Source organism: Ralstonia sp. Ralssp110 (assembly GCF_047325135.1).
Lineage (GTDB): Bacteria > Pseudomonadota > Gammaproteobacteria > Burkholderiales > Burkholderiaceae > Ralstonia > Ralstonia mojiangensis.
This window is the reverse complement of sequence record NZ_CP168609.1, coordinates 767,063-781,820: the sequence shown is the minus strand read 5'-3', so window position 1 is coordinate 781,820 and position 14,758 is coordinate 767,063. Positions and strand designations below refer to the sequence as shown.

At 64.8% G+C, this 14,758-nt stretch carries 18 protein-coding genes; 5 read left to right on the top strand and 13 right to left on the bottom strand.

Translation table 11 applies throughout. From position 1 onward, the window contains the following. Window positions 1–39: 39 nt before the first annotated feature. Together ACEN9T_RS04125 and ACEN9T_RS04120 are read right to left on the bottom strand one after the other, a co-directional pair. Complete coding sequence (locus ACEN9T_RS04125) at window positions 40–1,095, bottom strand: hypothetical protein (RefSeq protein ID WP_092971113.1); 1,056 nt, start codon at window positions 1,093–1,095, stop codon at window positions 40–42. A gap of 183 nt (window positions 1,096–1,278) precedes the next feature. Next, window positions 1,279–1,905: a LysE family translocator gene (locus ACEN9T_RS04120; RefSeq protein WP_413706516.1), complete on the bottom strand. Its 627-nt coding sequence runs from the start codon at window positions 1,903–1,905 to the stop codon at window positions 1,279–1,281. 101 nt (window positions 1,906–2,006) lie between these two features. On the opposite strand from ACEN9T_RS04120, the gene ACEN9T_RS04115 reads away from it, so the two are divergent. Continuing rightward, the gene (locus ACEN9T_RS04115; RefSeq protein ID WP_092971115.1) at window positions 2,007–2,873 is read left to right on the top strand and encodes a LysR family transcriptional regulator; all 867 of its coding nucleotides are present in this window, start codon (window positions 2,007–2,009) and stop codon (window positions 2,871–2,873) included. A gap of 11 nt (window positions 2,874–2,884) precedes the next feature. Here ACEN9T_RS04115 and ACEN9T_RS04110 read toward each other — a convergent pair whose 3' ends face one another. From ACEN9T_RS04110 to ACEN9T_RS04095, 4 genes are all read right to left on the bottom strand, one after another. Beyond that, window positions 2,885–3,157, bottom strand: coding sequence for a hypothetical protein (locus tag ACEN9T_RS04110; RefSeq protein ID WP_413706515.1), 273 nt, complete (start codon window positions 3,155–3,157; stop codon window positions 2,885–2,887). Between the two features lie 101 nt (window positions 3,158–3,258). Further along, complete coding sequence (locus ACEN9T_RS04105; protein ID WP_413706514.1) at window positions 3,259–4,173, bottom strand: MBL fold metallo-hydrolase; 915 nt, start codon at window positions 4,171–4,173, stop codon at window positions 3,259–3,261. 29 nt (window positions 4,174–4,202) lie between these two features. Further along, window positions 4,203–4,967, bottom strand: coding sequence for an SDR family oxidoreductase (locus tag ACEN9T_RS04100; protein ID WP_024977639.1), 765 nt, complete (start codon window positions 4,965–4,967; stop codon window positions 4,203–4,205). A gap of 47 nt (window positions 4,968–5,014) precedes the next feature. After that, window positions 5,015–5,689, bottom strand: coding sequence for a histidine phosphatase family protein (locus tag ACEN9T_RS04095; protein ID WP_413706513.1), 675 nt, complete (start codon window positions 5,687–5,689; stop codon window positions 5,015–5,017). Window positions 5,690–5,945: 256 nt separating this feature from the next. Here ACEN9T_RS04095 and ACEN9T_RS04090 point away from each other — a divergent pair, with 256 nt between their 5' ends. Next, window positions 5,946–7,169, top strand: a complete 1,224-nt coding sequence (locus ACEN9T_RS04090; RefSeq protein WP_413706512.1) for a M20/M25/M40 family metallo-hydrolase — start codon at window positions 5,946–5,948, stop codon at window positions 7,167–7,169. 82 nt (window positions 7,170–7,251) lie between these two features. Here ACEN9T_RS04090 and copD read toward each other — a convergent pair whose 3' ends face one another. Together copD and copC are read right to left on the bottom strand one after the other, a co-directional pair. Then, the gene (gene copD / locus ACEN9T_RS04085) at window positions 7,252–8,181 is read right to left on the bottom strand and encodes a copper homeostasis membrane protein CopD (protein WP_413706511.1); all 930 of its coding nucleotides are present in this window, start codon (window positions 8,179–8,181) and stop codon (window positions 7,252–7,254) included. 4 nt (window positions 8,182–8,185) lie between these two features. Next, entirely contained in the window at window positions 8,186–8,563 is a 378-nt protein-coding gene (gene copC, locus ACEN9T_RS04080) for a copper homeostasis periplasmic binding protein CopC (protein WP_413706510.1), read from the bottom strand. A 201-nt stretch (window positions 8,564–8,764) separates the two neighbouring features. On the opposite strand from copC, the gene ACEN9T_RS04075 reads away from it, so the two are divergent. Then, window positions 8,765–9,886 carry a beta-ketoacyl-ACP synthase III gene (locus ACEN9T_RS04075; protein WP_413706509.1) on the top strand — a complete coding sequence of 374 codons (1,122 nt, stop codon included), beginning with the start codon at window positions 8,765–8,767 and terminating at the stop codon, window positions 9,884–9,886. 28 nt (window positions 9,887–9,914) lie between these two features. Here ACEN9T_RS04075 and ACEN9T_RS04070 read toward each other — a convergent pair whose 3' ends face one another. The 3 genes from ACEN9T_RS04070 to ACEN9T_RS04060 form a co-directional block, all read right to left on the bottom strand. After that, on the bottom strand, window positions 9,915–11,027 hold the full coding sequence (locus ACEN9T_RS04070; protein ID WP_413706508.1) for an alpha/beta hydrolase family protein: 1,113 nt from the start codon (window positions 11,025–11,027) through the stop codon (window positions 9,915–9,917). 2 nt (window positions 11,028–11,029) lie between these two features. After that, window positions 11,030–11,869: an AraC family transcriptional regulator gene (locus ACEN9T_RS04065; RefSeq protein WP_413706507.1), complete on the bottom strand. Its 840-nt coding sequence runs from the start codon at window positions 11,867–11,869 to the stop codon at window positions 11,030–11,032. A 66-nt stretch (window positions 11,870–11,935) separates the two neighbouring features. Further along, window positions 11,936–12,790 carry a LysR family transcriptional regulator gene (locus tag ACEN9T_RS04060; protein WP_092971124.1) on the bottom strand — a complete coding sequence of 285 codons (855 nt, stop codon included), beginning with the start codon at window positions 12,788–12,790 and terminating at the stop codon, window positions 11,936–11,938. Window positions 12,791–12,893: 103 nt separating this feature from the next. On the opposite strand from ACEN9T_RS04060, the gene ACEN9T_RS04055 reads away from it, so the two are divergent. Both ACEN9T_RS04055 and ACEN9T_RS04050 read left to right on the top strand, forming a co-directional pair. Beyond that, window positions 12,894–13,277: a tautomerase family protein gene (locus ACEN9T_RS04055; RefSeq protein ID WP_316882817.1), complete on the top strand. Its 384-nt coding sequence runs from the start codon at window positions 12,894–12,896 to the stop codon at window positions 13,275–13,277. Continuing rightward, window positions 13,274–13,399: a hypothetical protein gene (locus tag ACEN9T_RS04050; protein ID WP_260773637.1), complete on the top strand. Its 126-nt coding sequence runs from the start codon at window positions 13,274–13,276 to the stop codon at window positions 13,397–13,399. The genes ACEN9T_RS04055 and ACEN9T_RS04050 overlap by 4 nt, the downstream gene beginning before the upstream one ends. Here ACEN9T_RS04050 and ACEN9T_RS04045 read toward each other — a convergent pair. Both ACEN9T_RS04045 and ACEN9T_RS04040 read right to left on the bottom strand, forming a co-directional pair. Continuing rightward, window positions 13,389–14,348 carry an SRPBCC family protein gene (locus ACEN9T_RS04045; RefSeq protein WP_413706506.1) on the bottom strand — a complete coding sequence of 320 codons (960 nt, stop codon included), beginning with the start codon at window positions 14,346–14,348 and terminating at the stop codon, window positions 13,389–13,391. The two genes, ACEN9T_RS04050 and ACEN9T_RS04045, sit on opposite strands and share 11 nt — an antisense overlap. Then, window positions 14,332–14,688 carry an ArsR/SmtB family transcription factor gene (locus ACEN9T_RS04040; protein WP_092971126.1) on the bottom strand — a complete coding sequence of 119 codons (357 nt, stop codon included), beginning with the start codon at window positions 14,686–14,688 and terminating at the stop codon, window positions 14,332–14,334. The genes ACEN9T_RS04045 and ACEN9T_RS04040 overlap by 17 nt, the downstream gene beginning before the upstream one ends. Between the last annotated feature and the right edge of the window lie 70 nt (window positions 14,689–14,758).

Sequence of the window (14,758 nt, the reverse complement as noted above, 5' to 3'; positions counted from 1 at the left end):
ACGTCTCCTCCCGGACGATCCGCCGCTTTGCTTTCGGCGTTACTTCTCGATGGCGTGGGTCGGGCCCGGCCACACGCCGGTCATCTCGATCTCGCGCCGGCCGGTCAGCCATTGGCCTAGCGGGCTGGGCCAGCTGAACGAATAGTTGTCGCTGTTCACCACGCCCTGGAACTTCACGTCCACCCGGATATCGGTGGCGTTGAGCGGGATGTTCGCGACCGTCTTGGAGATGCCGCCGCTGAGCGAAAACTCGTCGCTGCGCGGGCCTTGCTGCGTGTTGTAGCGCAGCTGGATGTGCGTAACGTAGGTGCAGCCCGGCTTGTTGTTGAAGTAGATCTCGAAGCCGCCCAGACGCGTGATCCAGTTCGGGATCAGCAGGTTGCCGTCGAACGAAGCAAACGTGTAAGCCACCGGAATGGGCGCAGGCGCCTGCTTGCCCGGCTCGAACGGCCACAGGTGCTGATCGACGCTCTTGGTCTGGTTGACCGACACGAACGACCCCTTGCCCGTGGCGCTGCCCAGCATGTCATGCACGGCGCCCGCCGAGCCCGTGATCGAGAACGACGAGTTGTTGTCTTGCGAGCCCACGTTGAGCCCGCTGTTGGCCAGGATCACGCTGGTCACCACGCCAAAGCCCTGCGCGATATTGCCGCCCGAGCCCATGCTGACGGACTGCGCCTGCTCGGCCAGCCACTTGATCGTTTCGGGCCGCGTGAGCTGCGTCAGGTCGTTGATGTACGACTCCGAGGCAATGCCGAATTCCGAGGCGATCGAGCCGACCGCCGAGAACTCCCATTTCACTTCTACGCCGGCATTGACTTTGGTGCCCGTGTCCGGGTCGGTGACCGAGCCGTCGAGTTTGACGTTGCTCTCGGTGCGGTGCACGTTGTTGGTCGACAGCTTCCATTGGTTCGGTACGGTGCGCGTGCTGATCGCCACGCCCGGCGTCTCCGGCTTGACGGGCGTGAAGTCGCCGGAGTCGGGCGAAACAAAACCCACGGCGCCAGGTTTGATGGTGGGGGCCAGCGTCCAGTTGCCCCAGTAAGCGGCTCGGCCGTTGCGGATCAGGTCAGTGAAGGCGCGATTCCATTGCATGGTTGCACTCCAGGTGTGAGGTTGTGCTGCGAGTCAGCGGGTTTGCGCGGTGGCCTCCATCGCCACGCGGCGACGGGGAGGGCGCGAGGGCACTGTCTCAAACGGGCTGACGCCTGTTAATGCAGCAGAAGACCTGGGGCAGACGGCATGGGCGCAGGCACGGGCAGGCCGCTCTGCGTGACATCACGCAAGCCGCGCGAGCCCTAGCGCCAATCCCAACCCGATCAGGGTCACGCCGATCACACGGTCTACGATGCGTTGCCGTGCCAGCAGCGAACGTCGCAACGCACCTGACGCAAACACCGCCGCCACCAACGCAAACCACACCGCGTGCGCCGCCGACATGAACACGCCATAGCCAAACTGCGCGACCAGCGGTGTGCCAGCGTGAACAACCTGCGTGTACGTGCTGACCACGAACAGCGTCGTTTTTGGATTAAGGGCATTGGTGAGAAAGCCCATGCGCAGCGCTGCGAGCGTCGATAGCGGCGCGGTGCCGCCACCGTGGGCGGCTGTCTCGCCCCCGGGCAACGCTTTGGCCGACAGTGTCTTCCAGCCAATCCACACCAGGTACGCCGCGCCTATCAGCTTGATGCCCTGCAGAAGCGCCGGAGCATGCGCAATCAGCAGCCCCACGCCGAACATCGTGTAGAACACGTGCACCTGTACGCCCAGCGCAATGCCCAGCGCGCAGAGCACGCCGGCGCGGCGCCCATGCAGCAGGCTGTTGCGCGTGACCATGGCAAAGTCCGCGCCCGGACTGATGACGGCCAGGATGGTGATGAGGGCAACAGCAAAAAGTTCGGTCATGACGGGCGCAATCGCAAAGTGCGGATGCGCCGATTCTGGATGCCTCCGCCATCGCCGAAAATCGATTTATGATGCCGTCTTTCGGTGAGAAAAACTGACAGATGGCGCTGCCTCCGCTGAATACTCTGCGCGTGTTTGAAGCTGCTGCCCGGCATGGCAGCTTCGTGCGTGCGGCGCAAGAATTGCACGTTACGCATGGCGCTGTAAGCCGACAGATACGGCTATTGGAAGCATCGTTAGGGGTGGATTTGTTTGAGCGGCGCAACCGCGCGGTCTTCCTGACGCCTGCGGGTGAACAGTTGCATGCGGCTGCGACTGATGCGTTCGCCATTCTCACGGATAGCATCGACCAGATTGCTCGTCGGGCCACGTCTTCAGCGCTGGTCGTATCGTGCGAGCCGACGCTGGCGATGCGGTGGCTGATCCCGCGGCTGTCGCGTTTTCAGGTGCGGCATCCGTCCACCCAGGTGCATCTGTTTGCTGCGGGCGGCCCCATCGATTTCGCCCGCACGGGCGTGGACGTCGCATTGCGCCGTGATGACTTTGCGTGGCCCGCGCACGTGCATGCGGCGCCCATTTGCGATGAGTGGATTGGCCCGGTGCACGCCCCGCAAGCGGATATCGCCGCGCGCCGACGGCTGCTGCATACCGCCACGCGCCCAGATGCATGGCAGGCGTGGTGGCGGGCCAGCAGCACGGCACGGCCGCGCGGTCGGTTGCCCGAGGCGCGCTACGAACATTTCTATCTGAGCTTGCAGGCGGCCCTGGCGGGGCAGGGCACCGCCATCGCGTCGAAGCTGATGGCTGGTGATGACCTGAAAGATGGGCGGCTGATTGCGCCCGACGGCTTTCGACGCGACGGGTCGGCCTACTACCTGCTGGCCGATGCGCCTATTGCGGCCGACAGCGCGGCCGGCGCGTGGCTCGCCTGGTTGCGCGAAGAGACGGCCGCCACGCTTGCGGACTAGCGCACGCCGGCTTACGCCGCTGCGTGCCCGCCGCCAAGGATGCCGCGAATAGTGGCCAGATAGGCCTCGCCCACGGCCCGGTTGAATGGTCGCGCACGCGGTGTCGCCCGCTTGCGCGGCGGCGGCGTCAGGCCCAGCGTGCGGCAGACTTCCGACGCATACGGCCGCCCGCGCACATTCATGCGCAACACGACTTCGTTCAGCGCCTGTTCACCCAGGCGCTCGCGCAGCCAGAGCACCGTCTGGCGGTCGTACTCGTTTTCGATGCGGATCAGGTCGTCCATGGTGAGTGCTGTATAAATTTACAGTTACTGTAAATATATACAGGTATCCACAGATTTCAAGGGCGATGTTGCAGTCGCGCCGCACTACCGCGACGGGCGCCTCAGTCGACCCGGTACATGCCGTATCCGTCCACCTGCACCCGCCCATCTGCCTGCAGTTCGGCCAGGTGCTGGGAAATCGTGCGGGTTTCCGCGCTGACGACCCACAACGCCTCGTAGCCCGGCGGATACAGCAGGCGCTGCTCCACCAATTGCGCCAGTGTCTTGGGGGATTCGCGCAGCATGGCCAGCAGACGCTGTTCGCGTTCGTCCAGCTTGGCCGTATACGCCGCTAAGTCGCGCAGAAAGTGCGCGCGGTCCGTGTAGATGCCGCGATGGTGCGACGTGACCCAGACCTTGGCCGGAATGTCCGGCAGGCGCGCCAGACTGCGGCGGAAATCACGCAGGCTTGAGCAGGCGTCGCCGTAGTAGGGGCCGAAGCCGGTCAGGTCGATGTCGCCGATGAACGCCACGCCTTCGGGCTCGACCAGCAGAACCGTGTGGCCGGCGGTGTGGCCTGGCATGTGAAACGCGCGGACGTGCGTATCGCCCAGGTCCCACCGCGCACCGTTTTCATAGCCCAGCGCATCGGGGCGGGGGGCGTAAAAGAACTCGCGCTGCAGTTTGTCCAGCATGGCCGGAGCGGTGGCATCGTCCAGGCCGTATGTGGCGACCATGCCGTCCCAGCTTTGGACGGCGGCCAGATCGGCTTCATGCACGTACACCGTCGCGCGGGGCAGCCGATGCAGACCAGCCATGTGGTCTTCATGCACATGCCCCATTACCACCAGCTCGGTCGCGTCGAACTCGGGGCCGATGTGGTTGGAGACGAGCGGCGTGTCGAACGCGGCCAACGTGTCCGAGCCGCGGATGACGACCTGGTTGCCGTCGGGATATTTCCCGCTTTTCTCACCGAAGAACACCGACACGCGGCCGAAGTCGGCACGCGCCGTGGTTGCGTGGGGTAGGGTCGTCATCTTGGATGCTACGCGTGGCCGGGCCAGCGTCACACCGTCATGCCGCCATCGACGACGATGCACTCGCCATTGGTGTAGCTCGCCGCATCAGACACGAGGTAAAGCACCGTGCCGGCCATCTCGCGCGGCTCGGCGTGGCGGCGCATCGGGATCTCGCTGATCCAGCGGTCGTACGTGGCTTTGTCTTCAAACAGGGCGCCTGCGAACTTGGTCTTGGTCAGACCCGGCAGCAGCGCATTGACGCGAATGCCGAACGGCCCGCATTCCTTGGCGAAGGCGCGCGTCATGTGGGCCACGGCGGCCTTGGTGATGGAGTAGATGCCCTGTTTGTCGCCCGGGTGCAGCGCATTGACCGACGCGGTATTGACGATCGCGCCGCCGCCCTGCGCCTTCATCATCTTGCCGGCTTCGACCGACATGAAGAAGTAGCCCCGGATATTCACCTCCACGGTCTTCTCATAGGCCGCCAAATCTGTGTCGAGGATATGGCCGAAGTGCGGGTTTGCCGCCGCGTTGTTGATGAGGATGTCGAGCCGGCCGTGCTTGCGGCGGATGGTGTCGAACGCCGCCGCAATGTCTTCCATGCGGCCGACGTGGCAGGCGAGGGCTTCTGCTTTGCCGCCGGCTTCGCGGATGCGTTCTGCCACGACTTCGCAGTCGGCCAGCTTGCGGCTCGACACGATCACGTGCGCGCCTTGTTCTGCAAGCAGCTTGGCAATCTCTTCGCCAATGCCGCGGCTGGCGCCAGTGACCAGGGCGATCTTTCCGGTCAGGTCGAACAGGTTCGTGCTCATGGGGTGCTCCTCCAATGGTTTTGTGTTTTGGTCGTCCGCCTGGGCGATCAACCGTATGTCTGGAATGCGCGTCGCGCCGGGTCGTCCAGATGCGGGACGCCGTTGAAAGTGGCCAACTGGAACGATTCAGCGTTGAAGAAATACTGCGAGACGCTGCTGTTGCGGATCTGCAGGTTCAACGCAATGGCGCTGGTGGGCGGAGCGGCCAGCACCTGCTGCGCGGTCACTGCAATGGGGCCGCCGGAACTGACCGCCAGCACACGCTGCCCGCCGCCAGCCTGGATGGCCGCGCGCGCGTCGCCTACGCGCTGCTGGAAGGCGGCCCAGGTCTCGGGCAGCGGACCGCGAATCTTGTCGTCCGACCACAGATGCAGCACCTGCTTGAGCGCCCGGTAGTGATCGCGCATCGAGCCCGAAGCCAGTTGCGTCAGCTCCGGAAAATCTTCGCCGAGCGCGGCAAAGAGCCCCTGGAAGTCGTATTCGTTCAGCCCGGCGTGCTGCTCATACGCCGCGCCCGAAACGCCCATGCCTCGCAGGATGCCGTCGACGGTCTGCTCATGGCGGCGCAATGTGCCGCAGATGACGCGATCAAAAACAATGTCCTGCCGCGCGAAATATTCGCCGAGCCAGACGCTCTGCTGCTCGCCGCGCTCGGAGAGCCGGTCGTAATCTGCCGCGCCAAACGAGGCCTGTCCGTGCCGTACGAGATAAAGCTCCGCCATCGTCTGCTCGCCAAATCAAAGGGGATCAGATTAGCGGGGCGTGCATTATTTGTGAAATTTATTCTTTGAATGACCGGTAATGCATGCAATGAATAGTTGCGCCAGTGCCTGATCGTGCCACCCGCCGCCCCTGCATGACTTGTCTGCCAGGACAAGCTGCGGGTGACACCCGTGCGCCTCGCGCAACATCACTGCCCCCGCAAGCACCGATCTTGTGTGTAATGGCCGTTTTGTCACTCCGCTACAAAGGTCCCGTATGAAACCATCCCGCCTTGCCGTTGCTGCATTGCTGCTGTGTGCGTCAGGTCTGTCCTGCGCTGCCGATGCCAATCCCAAGGTGCTGTCCGCCGCACAGGGTTACCGTGGCGACGCACTGCACCTGCTTGAGCGCTTGGTGAATATCGATTCGGGAACGGGCAACGAAGCCGGGCTCAGCCAGATGAGCAGCATCGTCACCGACGAACTGCGCAAGGCCGGCGCCCAGGTGGAAACGGTGTCCGCCGCGCCAGCAGTCGGCAACAACATCCTCGCCACCTGGAAGGGCACTGGCAAAACGCGCATTCTGTTGATGGCCCACATGGACACCGTCTTCAAGGACGGCACGGCCCGCGCCAAGCCGTTCTCCATCAAGGACAAGCGCGCCTACGGCCCCGGCGTGATGGACGACAAGGGCGGCGTGGTGGCGGGTTTGTACGCGATGAAGATTCTTCAGCAGCTCGACTTCAAGCAATACGGGCAAGTCACGCTGCTGCTCAACACCAACGAGGAAACCGGCTCAAAGGGCACGCGCGCGTTGATCGAGCGCGAGGCCAAGCAGCATGACGTGACGCTCAATCTGGAGCCTGGTCGACCCGCCGATGGGCTGGTCGTGTGGCGCAAGGGCAGCGGCACTGCGGAGATCGACATCAAAGGCAAGGCCGCGCACGCCGGTGTGGCGCCCGAATCCGGTCGCAACGCCGCAAACGAACTGGCGCACCAGGTGCTGCAAGTCGGCAAGCTGGGCGACAGCGCCAAGCAGACAACCTTCAACGTGACGGTGCTCAAGGCGGGCGACGCAACCAACGTCATTCCCGACCATGCAACGGCCTATGCAGACGTGCGCGTGGCTGTGCCGGAGGAATTCGACCGCGTGGAGCGCGATCTGACGCGCGTGTCGGCCAACAAGCTGATCGCCGAGACGGAAGTGAAGACCTCGCTGGTGCGCAGCTTCCCTCCGATGCCGCGCAATGCAGCGTCCGACCAACTGGCCGCCAAGGCGCAAGCCATCTACGGCGAGATCGGCCGCAAGCTCACGCTCGAGGGTAGCGGCGGCGCGGCCGATTCCAGCCTGTCGGCGGGTGTCGGCACGCCCACGCTCGATGGTTTCGGGATTGTCGGCGGCGGCATCCACACGCCGGAGGAATACGCAGAAGTGGAGAGCGTCGTGCCGCGTCTCTATCTGCTGTCGCGCATGATCATGGAGCTTGCGGCGAACAAGTAAGCGCCGCGCCGGCGGTACGCAACAACGAACGGGTGATGGCGCGGCGCTGTCACCCGTTTTGTTTTGTTGACCGCGCGGGCCGCTAAGCAGGCACCGGCGAAAGCAAGCCCAGCCAAGCCACAAGCACGAGGATGAGCATGGCAAGGCAGGTCTCCGCCTGCAGGCTTCTATGCAGCGCCTTCACTGCGCCCGTGGAATCGCCCGTGCGGAGGGCGGCCGCAAGCCCCGGGCTCAGCCGATAGCGATTGCCTGCCGCCAGCGCGAGCATCAACACAAACAGCGTGAGCTTGCCAAGCAGCAACCATCCATACGGCGTGGTGAAGAGCGCATCGAACGTTGGGCCGGCGATAAGCACGTAGTTGACGACACCCGTGGCGATCAACATCCCCACGATGCACGTGCCGATGATCGCGAAGCCGTTGGAGGCACGGCTGAGCGTTTGTACCGAATCCGGCGTGCGGGCCCGCGCGGCCAACGACAGCAACACGAAGGCGACCAGCGCTCCCACCCACGTGCCAGCCGCGAGCAGATGTGCGATGTCGGCGGCGAGATGGAGCATGCCGCGCACGCCGTCGTCCATGGCGCCGTGCCCGGCCCACGCAAGCGTGGCCAGCGCGATGGCACCCGACGCCGCAAGCCCGATCCGTTGGCGGCGCATATTTCGGCGCCATGCGATTCCTACGACGAGACTGGCCGCAAGCACCGCTGTGCGCACCAGCCATGCCGCACCGACTGCCGTGCCGGTCAAAATCATGTCGAAGACATGGCCGGTCAACTGGCTGTAGTGCGTGGCGCCTGTCATCGACTCGGCCATCGCCACCACGTCCCAGATCGACAGCACGATGCCGGCCGATGCCGATGCCTCGGTCACCCTGGCGTACAGCCGAGAGATGTCCGACGATGGATCGATTGGGCCGAGCGCGTAAAGGCTGAAAAGCGATACGCCAAAGAGCACCATCAAATCCAGATACAGCGCAAGGCGCAGGGTGATGGCCAGCCAGTCCTCCGGCATCGCGTTACTTCACCTGGAACGTCAGGTTGCCGGCCACGCGGTGCGTGTCTGCGGCCACAACGTGCCAGTCAACGCGATACGCCCCAGGCGCGAGCTGCTGCGTGGGCGATACGGTCAGCGTGCGCCCGTCGCTGCTGGTGGCAACCTTGGCGGCCACATTGGTGGGCCCGGATGCTGCCGTCATGACAAGCGTGGCGTCGCAGAACTGTGCAACCAGTTTTTCCGAGAAATGGAGCGCAATCTGGGCCGGCGCCGGGCCCGTGGATTTGTCGGCGGGATTGGCCGAGAGCAGCTTCGGATGGGCCAGCGCCAGCGTGGTGACGAGGGCGGCACCGACGGCCACGCACGCTTGGGCAAGTCGGGAGGGGCTGAGCATAGGCATGCGGGTTTCCTGCAAAGTTCGGGGATGGCGGCTAGCGTAACGCATTGTTTTCCGCTCAGGCGCGGAGTCGCGAGCGGCCGCCTGCCCATGTGCGCGCGGCAGCGCAAGGCCAAACTAGATGTAAACGACCACATCCCGCAACCCGCATTGCCGGGCCGATGTGCTATCGTCGCCGCCACGAAAAATTCACAAATTCCGGGTATGCACGACGTCGTCATCAGCGGCACGGGCCTGTGGGTCGCGCCCGAGGTCATCACGAACGAGGAGCTGGTCGCCTCCTACAACGCCTACACCCAGCGCTACAACGCGCAGCATGCCGCGGCGATTGCGGCGGGCGAGCTGACGGCGCTGGCGGAGTCGTCGGCGGAGTTCATCGAGAAGGCTTCGGGTATTCGACAGCGCTACGTGATCGACAAGGCCGGCGTGCTGGACCCGACGCGCATGCGCCCGCATCTGACGCCGCGCCCCGACGATGCGCTATCGCTGCAAGCAGAGATTGGCGTGGCCGCCGCGCGCGATGCATTGGCCGCTGCCGGCCGCGACGCCGCCGACGTCGACATGCTGCTCTGCGCGACGTCCAACTTCCAACGTCCGTATCCGGCGTTGGGCGTGGAAATTCAGAACGGCATTGGCGCGGGCGGTTATGCGTTCGACATGAACGTCGCGTGCTCGTCGGCCACGTTCGGGCTGGAGCAGGCCATCAACGCCGTGCGCAGCGGCACGGCGCGCGCCGCGCTGGTCGTGAGCCCGGAAATCACCTCCGGCCACCTCGATTGGAAAGACCGCGATTGCCACTTCATCTTCGGTGACGTGTGCACGGCCGTGCTGGTCGAGCGCGCGGAAGACACACGCTCCGCCGACGCCTGGCGTGTGCTCGGCACCAAATGCGCGACGAGCTTTTCCAACAACATCCGCAACAACGCCGGCTACCTTTCGCGCAGCGAAGACCGCAACCCGGACGACCGCGATCAGCTCTTCCGCCAGGAAGGCCGCAAGGTCTTCAAGGAAGTCTGCCCGATGGCCGCCGAGCACATTGCCGGCCATCTGCAGCAACTGGGCCACGCCCCGGCCGACGTGCGCCGCTTCTGGCTGCATCAGGCCAACCTGGCGATGAACCAGCTGATCGGCAAACGCCTGCTTGGGCACGACGCATCGGCGGACGAGTCGCCGGTCATTCTGGATGAGTTCGCCAACACCGCATCGGCGGGTTCCATCATTGCGTTCCACCGTCATCGTGCCGACCTGAAGTCGGGTGACCTGGGCATGATCTGCTCGTTTGGCGCGGGCTATTCGATCGGCAGCGTGGCGGTGCAGAAGCAGTAATCGATCTGCACCGAATCGCGGGCGACGCTCAGGTCTGACCGGGCAGCGTCGCCGCGAAAAAATCCAGCGCCCGGCGCACGGCCTGGGCATGCACCGCATCGCGATCGACGCCGGCGTTATCCTTGCACAGCAGCGGCACATGGGGTGCGGCACCCGGCAGGCACGCGTCCACGAACGTGTAGTGCGACGCCCCCGGCACCAGCAGCAGATCGGCCTTGGGCAGCATCTTGGCGACGCGTCGCACGTTGGTGTCGATGGGCACGGTGACATCCGCGTCTCCGGCCATCAGCGAGACCGGGATGCTGATGTTGCCAAGCGACGTCGCGTCCATCGCCATGCCCAGTGCGGGCGCCATCGCAAAGACGGCTTTGATGCGTGCGTCGCGGTAGGACGCACCGGAGCGGGCGAGGGAGGCTTCCGTCTGCGGTGACCTCGTTGTGTCGGCAGCCGGGTTGATCTGCGCGCGGGCCATCTCCGGCGGATGGCAGATGGCGTCTGCCTGTGGCGAGCCGCAGAACGCCATGAAGGCCGCGACATCCGTGCGTGCGCCGGCCAGTTCCAGCACCGTATAGCCGCCCAACGAAAAGCCCACGGCGCCGATGCGCGTGCGATCGACATGCGCGCCCAATACGGGATCGGCGAGCACGCCATCCAACACTTCGCTCACATCGGTGGCGCGCTCCCACCAGAGCATGAAGCCTTCGCGCGTTAGCGGTTCCAGCGCCGTGTTGCCCGGATGGTTCACGCCCACGACGATGTAGCCGTGCGCGGCCAGGGCAGCGGCCATCCAATCGAGGCTTCCGGCCGTGCCGCCCGTGCCATGCGAAAGCAGAAGCAGCGGATATTGCCCCTGCGTTGACGCAAAGGGCGCCTCGCGCGCAGATGGCTGCATGCGGAACGGCGACCGGCCCGGCGCATCGATGTTGTGCGAAACCTCCGGCACGAAAATATCAATCGGATACCAGACGTTGGTGATGAGCGCCTGCGTGCGCGCCCCGCGCCAATGGCGCTCAGCCTGCGGGTGAAACGCGCGGGTGGTTTCGCCCACGTGATAAGGCGTAGCGGGCTCGTCTGCGGCACCGGCATACGCGGCGCCCATGACTAAGGCCGCCAGCGCGGCGGCAAGGCAACGATGCAGCATCTTTACTCCTTGCGGATGGGGATCATCAGGTCGGTCACGCAGGCGCGCGGCGGGCGATGTCGCCCGGGGCTGCGATACAGCTCAAGCGCCGGGCGGTCGTCTGGTTCGAAGCCGTAGCTCGGGAGGCAGCCGCCGTAGAGCGCCTGCATGGTGGGCGCGATCAGCGCGTAAGGGCCGATCAGCCGGTGGCAGGCGTAGAGGCCGCCTTCGATGCGCATCGGTTGCAGGCGGCCGGTGATTGCGCGCGGCGTATCGAGGATCACGCCCGCGAAGTATTCGAACGAGCCCGGCGTTTCCGGATCGCCATAGCAGATGCCAATGCGGTCAGGCGCATCTGCCGACTCCATATCGATGCCGAGCAGTTGCCGCAGCATGACAAACGTCTGGCGAATGGTCGCAACGGGGCCGTCGTGGCGCAGGCAGAGCGCGTGCAGAGGCGGCTGTTCGATCAGTTCGATGGGCGGCAGGTCTGCGGTCTCGGTGCTGCGCACATTCAGTGCCTGCTGCCGGGTCTGGAACGCGCGCGGGCTTACGCCGGTGAATTCACGGAAAGCGCGGGCGAAGGCCTGCGGGCTGCCATAGCCGACATTGAGTGCGACATCGGTGACGGAATCTTCTGCGCCGCTCAAACGGTGCGCGGCCTGCGCCAGCCGCATGCGCTGGACGGTCTCGAACACGCCTTCGCCGGTGAGCGCCCGGTAGATGCGATGAAAGTGAAACGGCGACAGGTGCGCTACCGCCGCCAGGCTCTGCACCGTGTGCGGGGCGGCAGGGTCGGCCAGGATCGCTTCGATCACGCGGGCGATGCGGCGGTGATAGTCGTGTTCTGTGCGCGGTTTCATGGGGCAAAGCATAGTCGCCCCGCAGGCGCCGCGCGGTGCAGCGATTGCGCAAATCTGCGCGCAGGGCTATCGCCCGGCCGACGCCCGCAGGGCGGAAGCGAACGTGCGCAGCGCCTTTTTTGCCACAGGATCGGTCAAGCGCGAATGCAGTACCACGCTGCGTGGTGGAAGCGGAGGCAGGCCGAGCGCAGCGCCCATGTCCACCGTGCCGGGCGGCGCCACCCGGCGGCTGAGTGCAGCCACGGCCAGGCCTGCTGCAGCGGCTGCGCCGATGGTGGCCACGCCGCCGCCCACAAATACCTCCTGCCAGGCAATGCCCGCGCCTTCCAGCGTGGCGACTGCCATCTGGCGTATGCGGCATGTGTCCGCTTGATTCGCCAAGCGAATGGGCTCGCCGGCGCGGTGCTCGAAGTCGGGCGCGGCCATCCAGCCGAACGGTTCTTCCATGAGGACTTCACCATCGGTGCGACGGTTGTCGTGGCGCAGCACGATGGCCGCATCCAACGCGCCGCTCTCGAAAATGTCGAGAATCTCCCACGAACTGCCGATGCGGATTTCCAGCGTCAATGCGGGTTCGGCCAAGCCCATCTGGCGGAGCAGCCGTGGCAGTTCCGCGCCGACGATGTGGTGGCTCATCCCGACCGACAAGCGCCGCCGTTCCACGCCAAACGCGCCCAGCGCCCCTTCGTGCGCGGCCACCAGCTCGCGCGCCGCCACCAGAAAGGCCGCGCCATCCTGAGACAGCCGCACGAGACGCGGCGTGCGCTCCAGAAGCCGGCGGCCCAGCGCATCTTCCAGCCTCTTGATCTTCAGGCTCACGGCGGATTGCGTGGAATCCATGGCCTCGGCCGCGCGCGTGAAGCTCTTCAGATCGGCGGTCAGCACGAACGCCTGGACGGCCTCCAGATCCAGCATCTTCATGGTTCAATCATTTTGGAATCGAATGATTGAAATACCTTAGGATGTATTTTTTCAATGATCAATGTGAGGCATGCTGTGGTCACTGCAAACCAAGGAGTGGACCATGCCCCTCGTTCAAGTGTCGCTGCGGCGCGGCAAGCCTGCCGCTTATCACCAGGCCATTTTCGATGGCGTCTATCGCGCCATGCGCGAGACGTTCAACGTGCCGGAAGATGATCGCTTCATGACGCTCACCGAGCACGACGCGAGCACCTTCAGCGTCAGTCCGACCTACTTTGGCATTGCGCGCAGCGACGACGTTGTGATCATCCAGATCACCGCCAACAACACGCGCAACCGTGAGCAGAAGCAGGCGCTCTATCGCCGCATCGTCGAACTGCTGGGCGACAAGCCCGGCGTGCGGTCCGAAGATGTATTCATCAATCTGGTGGAGGTGCTACCCGAGAACTGGTCGTTCGGCAACGGTATCGCGCAGTACGCGCAATGACGCCGCGCCAGGCGCTTCTGGCGCACCTGGGCGGCGTGTTGTGGGCGGCAGTGTTGATCGTCGGCGCGGCGGTCACCTTGGCGGCCGTCACGCGCGACGTATTGCAGATGCTCAGTCCTTGAGCGAATTGCCGAGCATGTCGAGCAGGAATTGCGTGCCGCGCTCACGCGATCCGGAATCGTCGTAGCCATCCAGGAAGGCGCCTTGCTCGGTCATCACGAGGTGCGTGCCGTCCGAACCGTCCTTCGGCTCACGCAATTCCAGCGTGGCGAGCGAGGCGGAGATCTTGCGGTCGTCCAGGTGCATCACGTACGAATAGACGACCCGCTCGTTGGGGATGACGTCGTGATACAGCGCTTCAAAACTGGAGACGACACCGCTGTCCCACCGGCCCTTGACGACTTCGCGGCCGCCGGGCGTGGCATCCATCTCACGCACGAGCAACGTGTAGCCGTTGCCGCCGGCAAACCACTTGGCCTTGGCAGCCGGGTCTGTGAGGGCCTTGAACACGCGCGAGCGCGGCGCGTCGTACGTGCGCTCCACCGTGAAGGTGGCATGCACCACCGAGCGCTGGATGCCATCGGCCACCGGCACGCTTGCGGCTTCGCGCTCCAGCTTGTCCAGCGTCTGCTTCCAGCCTTCGGACGCGCCCTTGATCATCATCTCGGCAATCGGCGCGAGCGGCGTGTGGGTCTGCGTGACTTCCATGCGCGTGCCCCCGCATTCTTCGGCAAATGTGACGACGGTGTGGGCGTTCATCAGCGGGCGGTTGTCGCCGTCAACGACGTTCATGTCGATAACGAGGCGCGCGTTGGGCACGATCTCCAGAAAGTGTCCGCGCGACCAGTGGTCTTGCCCCTCGGGCGAGCGCATGCACACATCGAACTTGCCGCCCACGCGAAACTCCACTGTCGCGTGGGGCACCGTGTAGTGCGTGGGGCAGAACCAGCGCTTGATGTGATCGGCGGTGCTCCAGGCCTTGAAGACCCAGTCGCGGGATACCGGGAAGGTGCGCGAGATCACGAGGGGGCGCAGGGTCGTGCCGGCGGGGCTGTCAATGGTCGTCGTCATGCAAGTCTCCTTGGGTTTTGAGGGTGTCCAGATAGGCGCCCAGGCGGTCGAAGTGCTGTTCCCACTCCAGGCGTCGTTGGTTGATCCACTGCTCTGCGAGGCTCAGTGCCTCGGGTTCGATACGGCAAGTCCGCACGCGGCCCACCTTTTCCGATCGCACGAGACCGGAGTTCTCCAGCACTGAGAGGTGCTGCATCACCGCAGGCAGCGAGATATCGAGGGGTTGAGCGAGTTCGCTCACCGACGCCGGCCCGCGCACGAGCTGCACCAGCATCGCGCGCCGGTTGCCGTCTGCCAGCGCCTGGAAGGCGAGATCGAGGGAGGTGTCATGGTTAAGCATGTGGTTAACTATAGCGACTCTGAATAGTTAAGCAAGTACTTTATCTTTCCGTCGTTGACACGCCGATTTA

Bases quoted from the DNA above. Each gene is read 5' to 3' on its own strand.
- ACEN9T_RS04045 (WP_413706506.1), bottom strand. From the start codon at position 14,348: ATGACGACGACCATTGACAGCCCCGCCGGCACGACCCTGCGCCCCCTC.
- copD (WP_413706511.1), bottom strand. From the start codon at position 8,181: ATGCCGGAGGACTGGCTGGCCATCACCCTGCGCCTTGCGCTGTATCTG.
- ACEN9T_RS04120 (WP_413706516.1), bottom strand. From the start codon at position 1,905: ATGACCGAACTTTTTGCTGTTGCCCTCATCACCATCCTGGCCGTCATC.
- ACEN9T_RS04040 (WP_092971126.1), bottom strand. From the start codon at position 14,688: ATGCTTAACCATGACACCTCCCTCGATCTCGCCTTCCAGGCGCTGGCA.
- ACEN9T_RS04125 (WP_092971113.1), bottom strand. From the start codon at position 1,095: ATGCAATGGAATCGCGCCTTCACTGACCTGATCCGCAACGGCCGAGCC.
- ACEN9T_RS04065 (WP_413706507.1), bottom strand. From the start codon at position 11,869: ATGAAACCGCGCACAGAACACGACTATCACCGCCGCATCGCCCGCGTG.
- ACEN9T_RS04110 (WP_413706515.1), bottom strand. From the start codon at position 3,157: ATGGACGACCTGATCCGCATCGAAAACGAGTACGACCGCCAGACGGTG.
- ACEN9T_RS04075 (WP_413706509.1), top strand. From the start codon at position 8,765: ATGCACGACGTCGTCATCAGCGGCACGGGCCTGTGGGTCGCGCCCGAG.
- ACEN9T_RS04115 (WP_092971115.1), top strand. From the start codon at position 2,007: ATGGCGCTGCCTCCGCTGAATACTCTGCGCGTGTTTGAAGCTGCTGCC.
- ACEN9T_RS04060 (WP_092971124.1), bottom strand. From the start codon at position 12,790: ATGAAGATGCTGGATCTGGAGGCCGTCCAGGCGTTCGTGCTGACCGCC.
- ACEN9T_RS04100 (WP_024977639.1), bottom strand. From the start codon at position 4,967: ATGAGCACGAACCTGTTCGACCTGACCGGAAAGATCGCCCTGGTCACT.
- ACEN9T_RS04090 (WP_413706512.1), top strand. From the start codon at position 5,946: ATGAAACCATCCCGCCTTGCCGTTGCTGCATTGCTGCTGTGTGCGTCA.
- ACEN9T_RS04070 (WP_413706508.1), bottom strand. From the start codon at position 11,027: ATGCTGCATCGTTGCCTTGCCGCCGCGCTGGCGGCCTTAGTCATGGGC.
- copC (WP_413706510.1), bottom strand. From the start codon at position 8,563: ATGCCTATGCTCAGCCCCTCCCGACTTGCCCAAGCGTGCGTGGCCGTC.
- ACEN9T_RS04105 (WP_413706514.1), bottom strand. From the start codon at position 4,173: ATGACGACCCTACCCCACGCAACCACGGCGCGTGCCGACTTCGGCCGC.
- ACEN9T_RS04050 (WP_260773637.1), top strand. From the start codon at position 13,274: ATGACGCCGCGCCAGGCGCTTCTGGCGCACCTGGGCGGCGTGTTGTGG.
- ACEN9T_RS04055 (WP_316882817.1), top strand. From the start codon at position 12,894: ATGCCCCTCGTTCAAGTGTCGCTGCGGCGCGGCAAGCCTGCCGCTTAT.
- ACEN9T_RS04095 (WP_413706513.1), bottom strand. From the start codon at position 5,689: ATGGCGGAGCTTTATCTCGTACGGCACGGACAGGCCTCGTTTGGCGCG.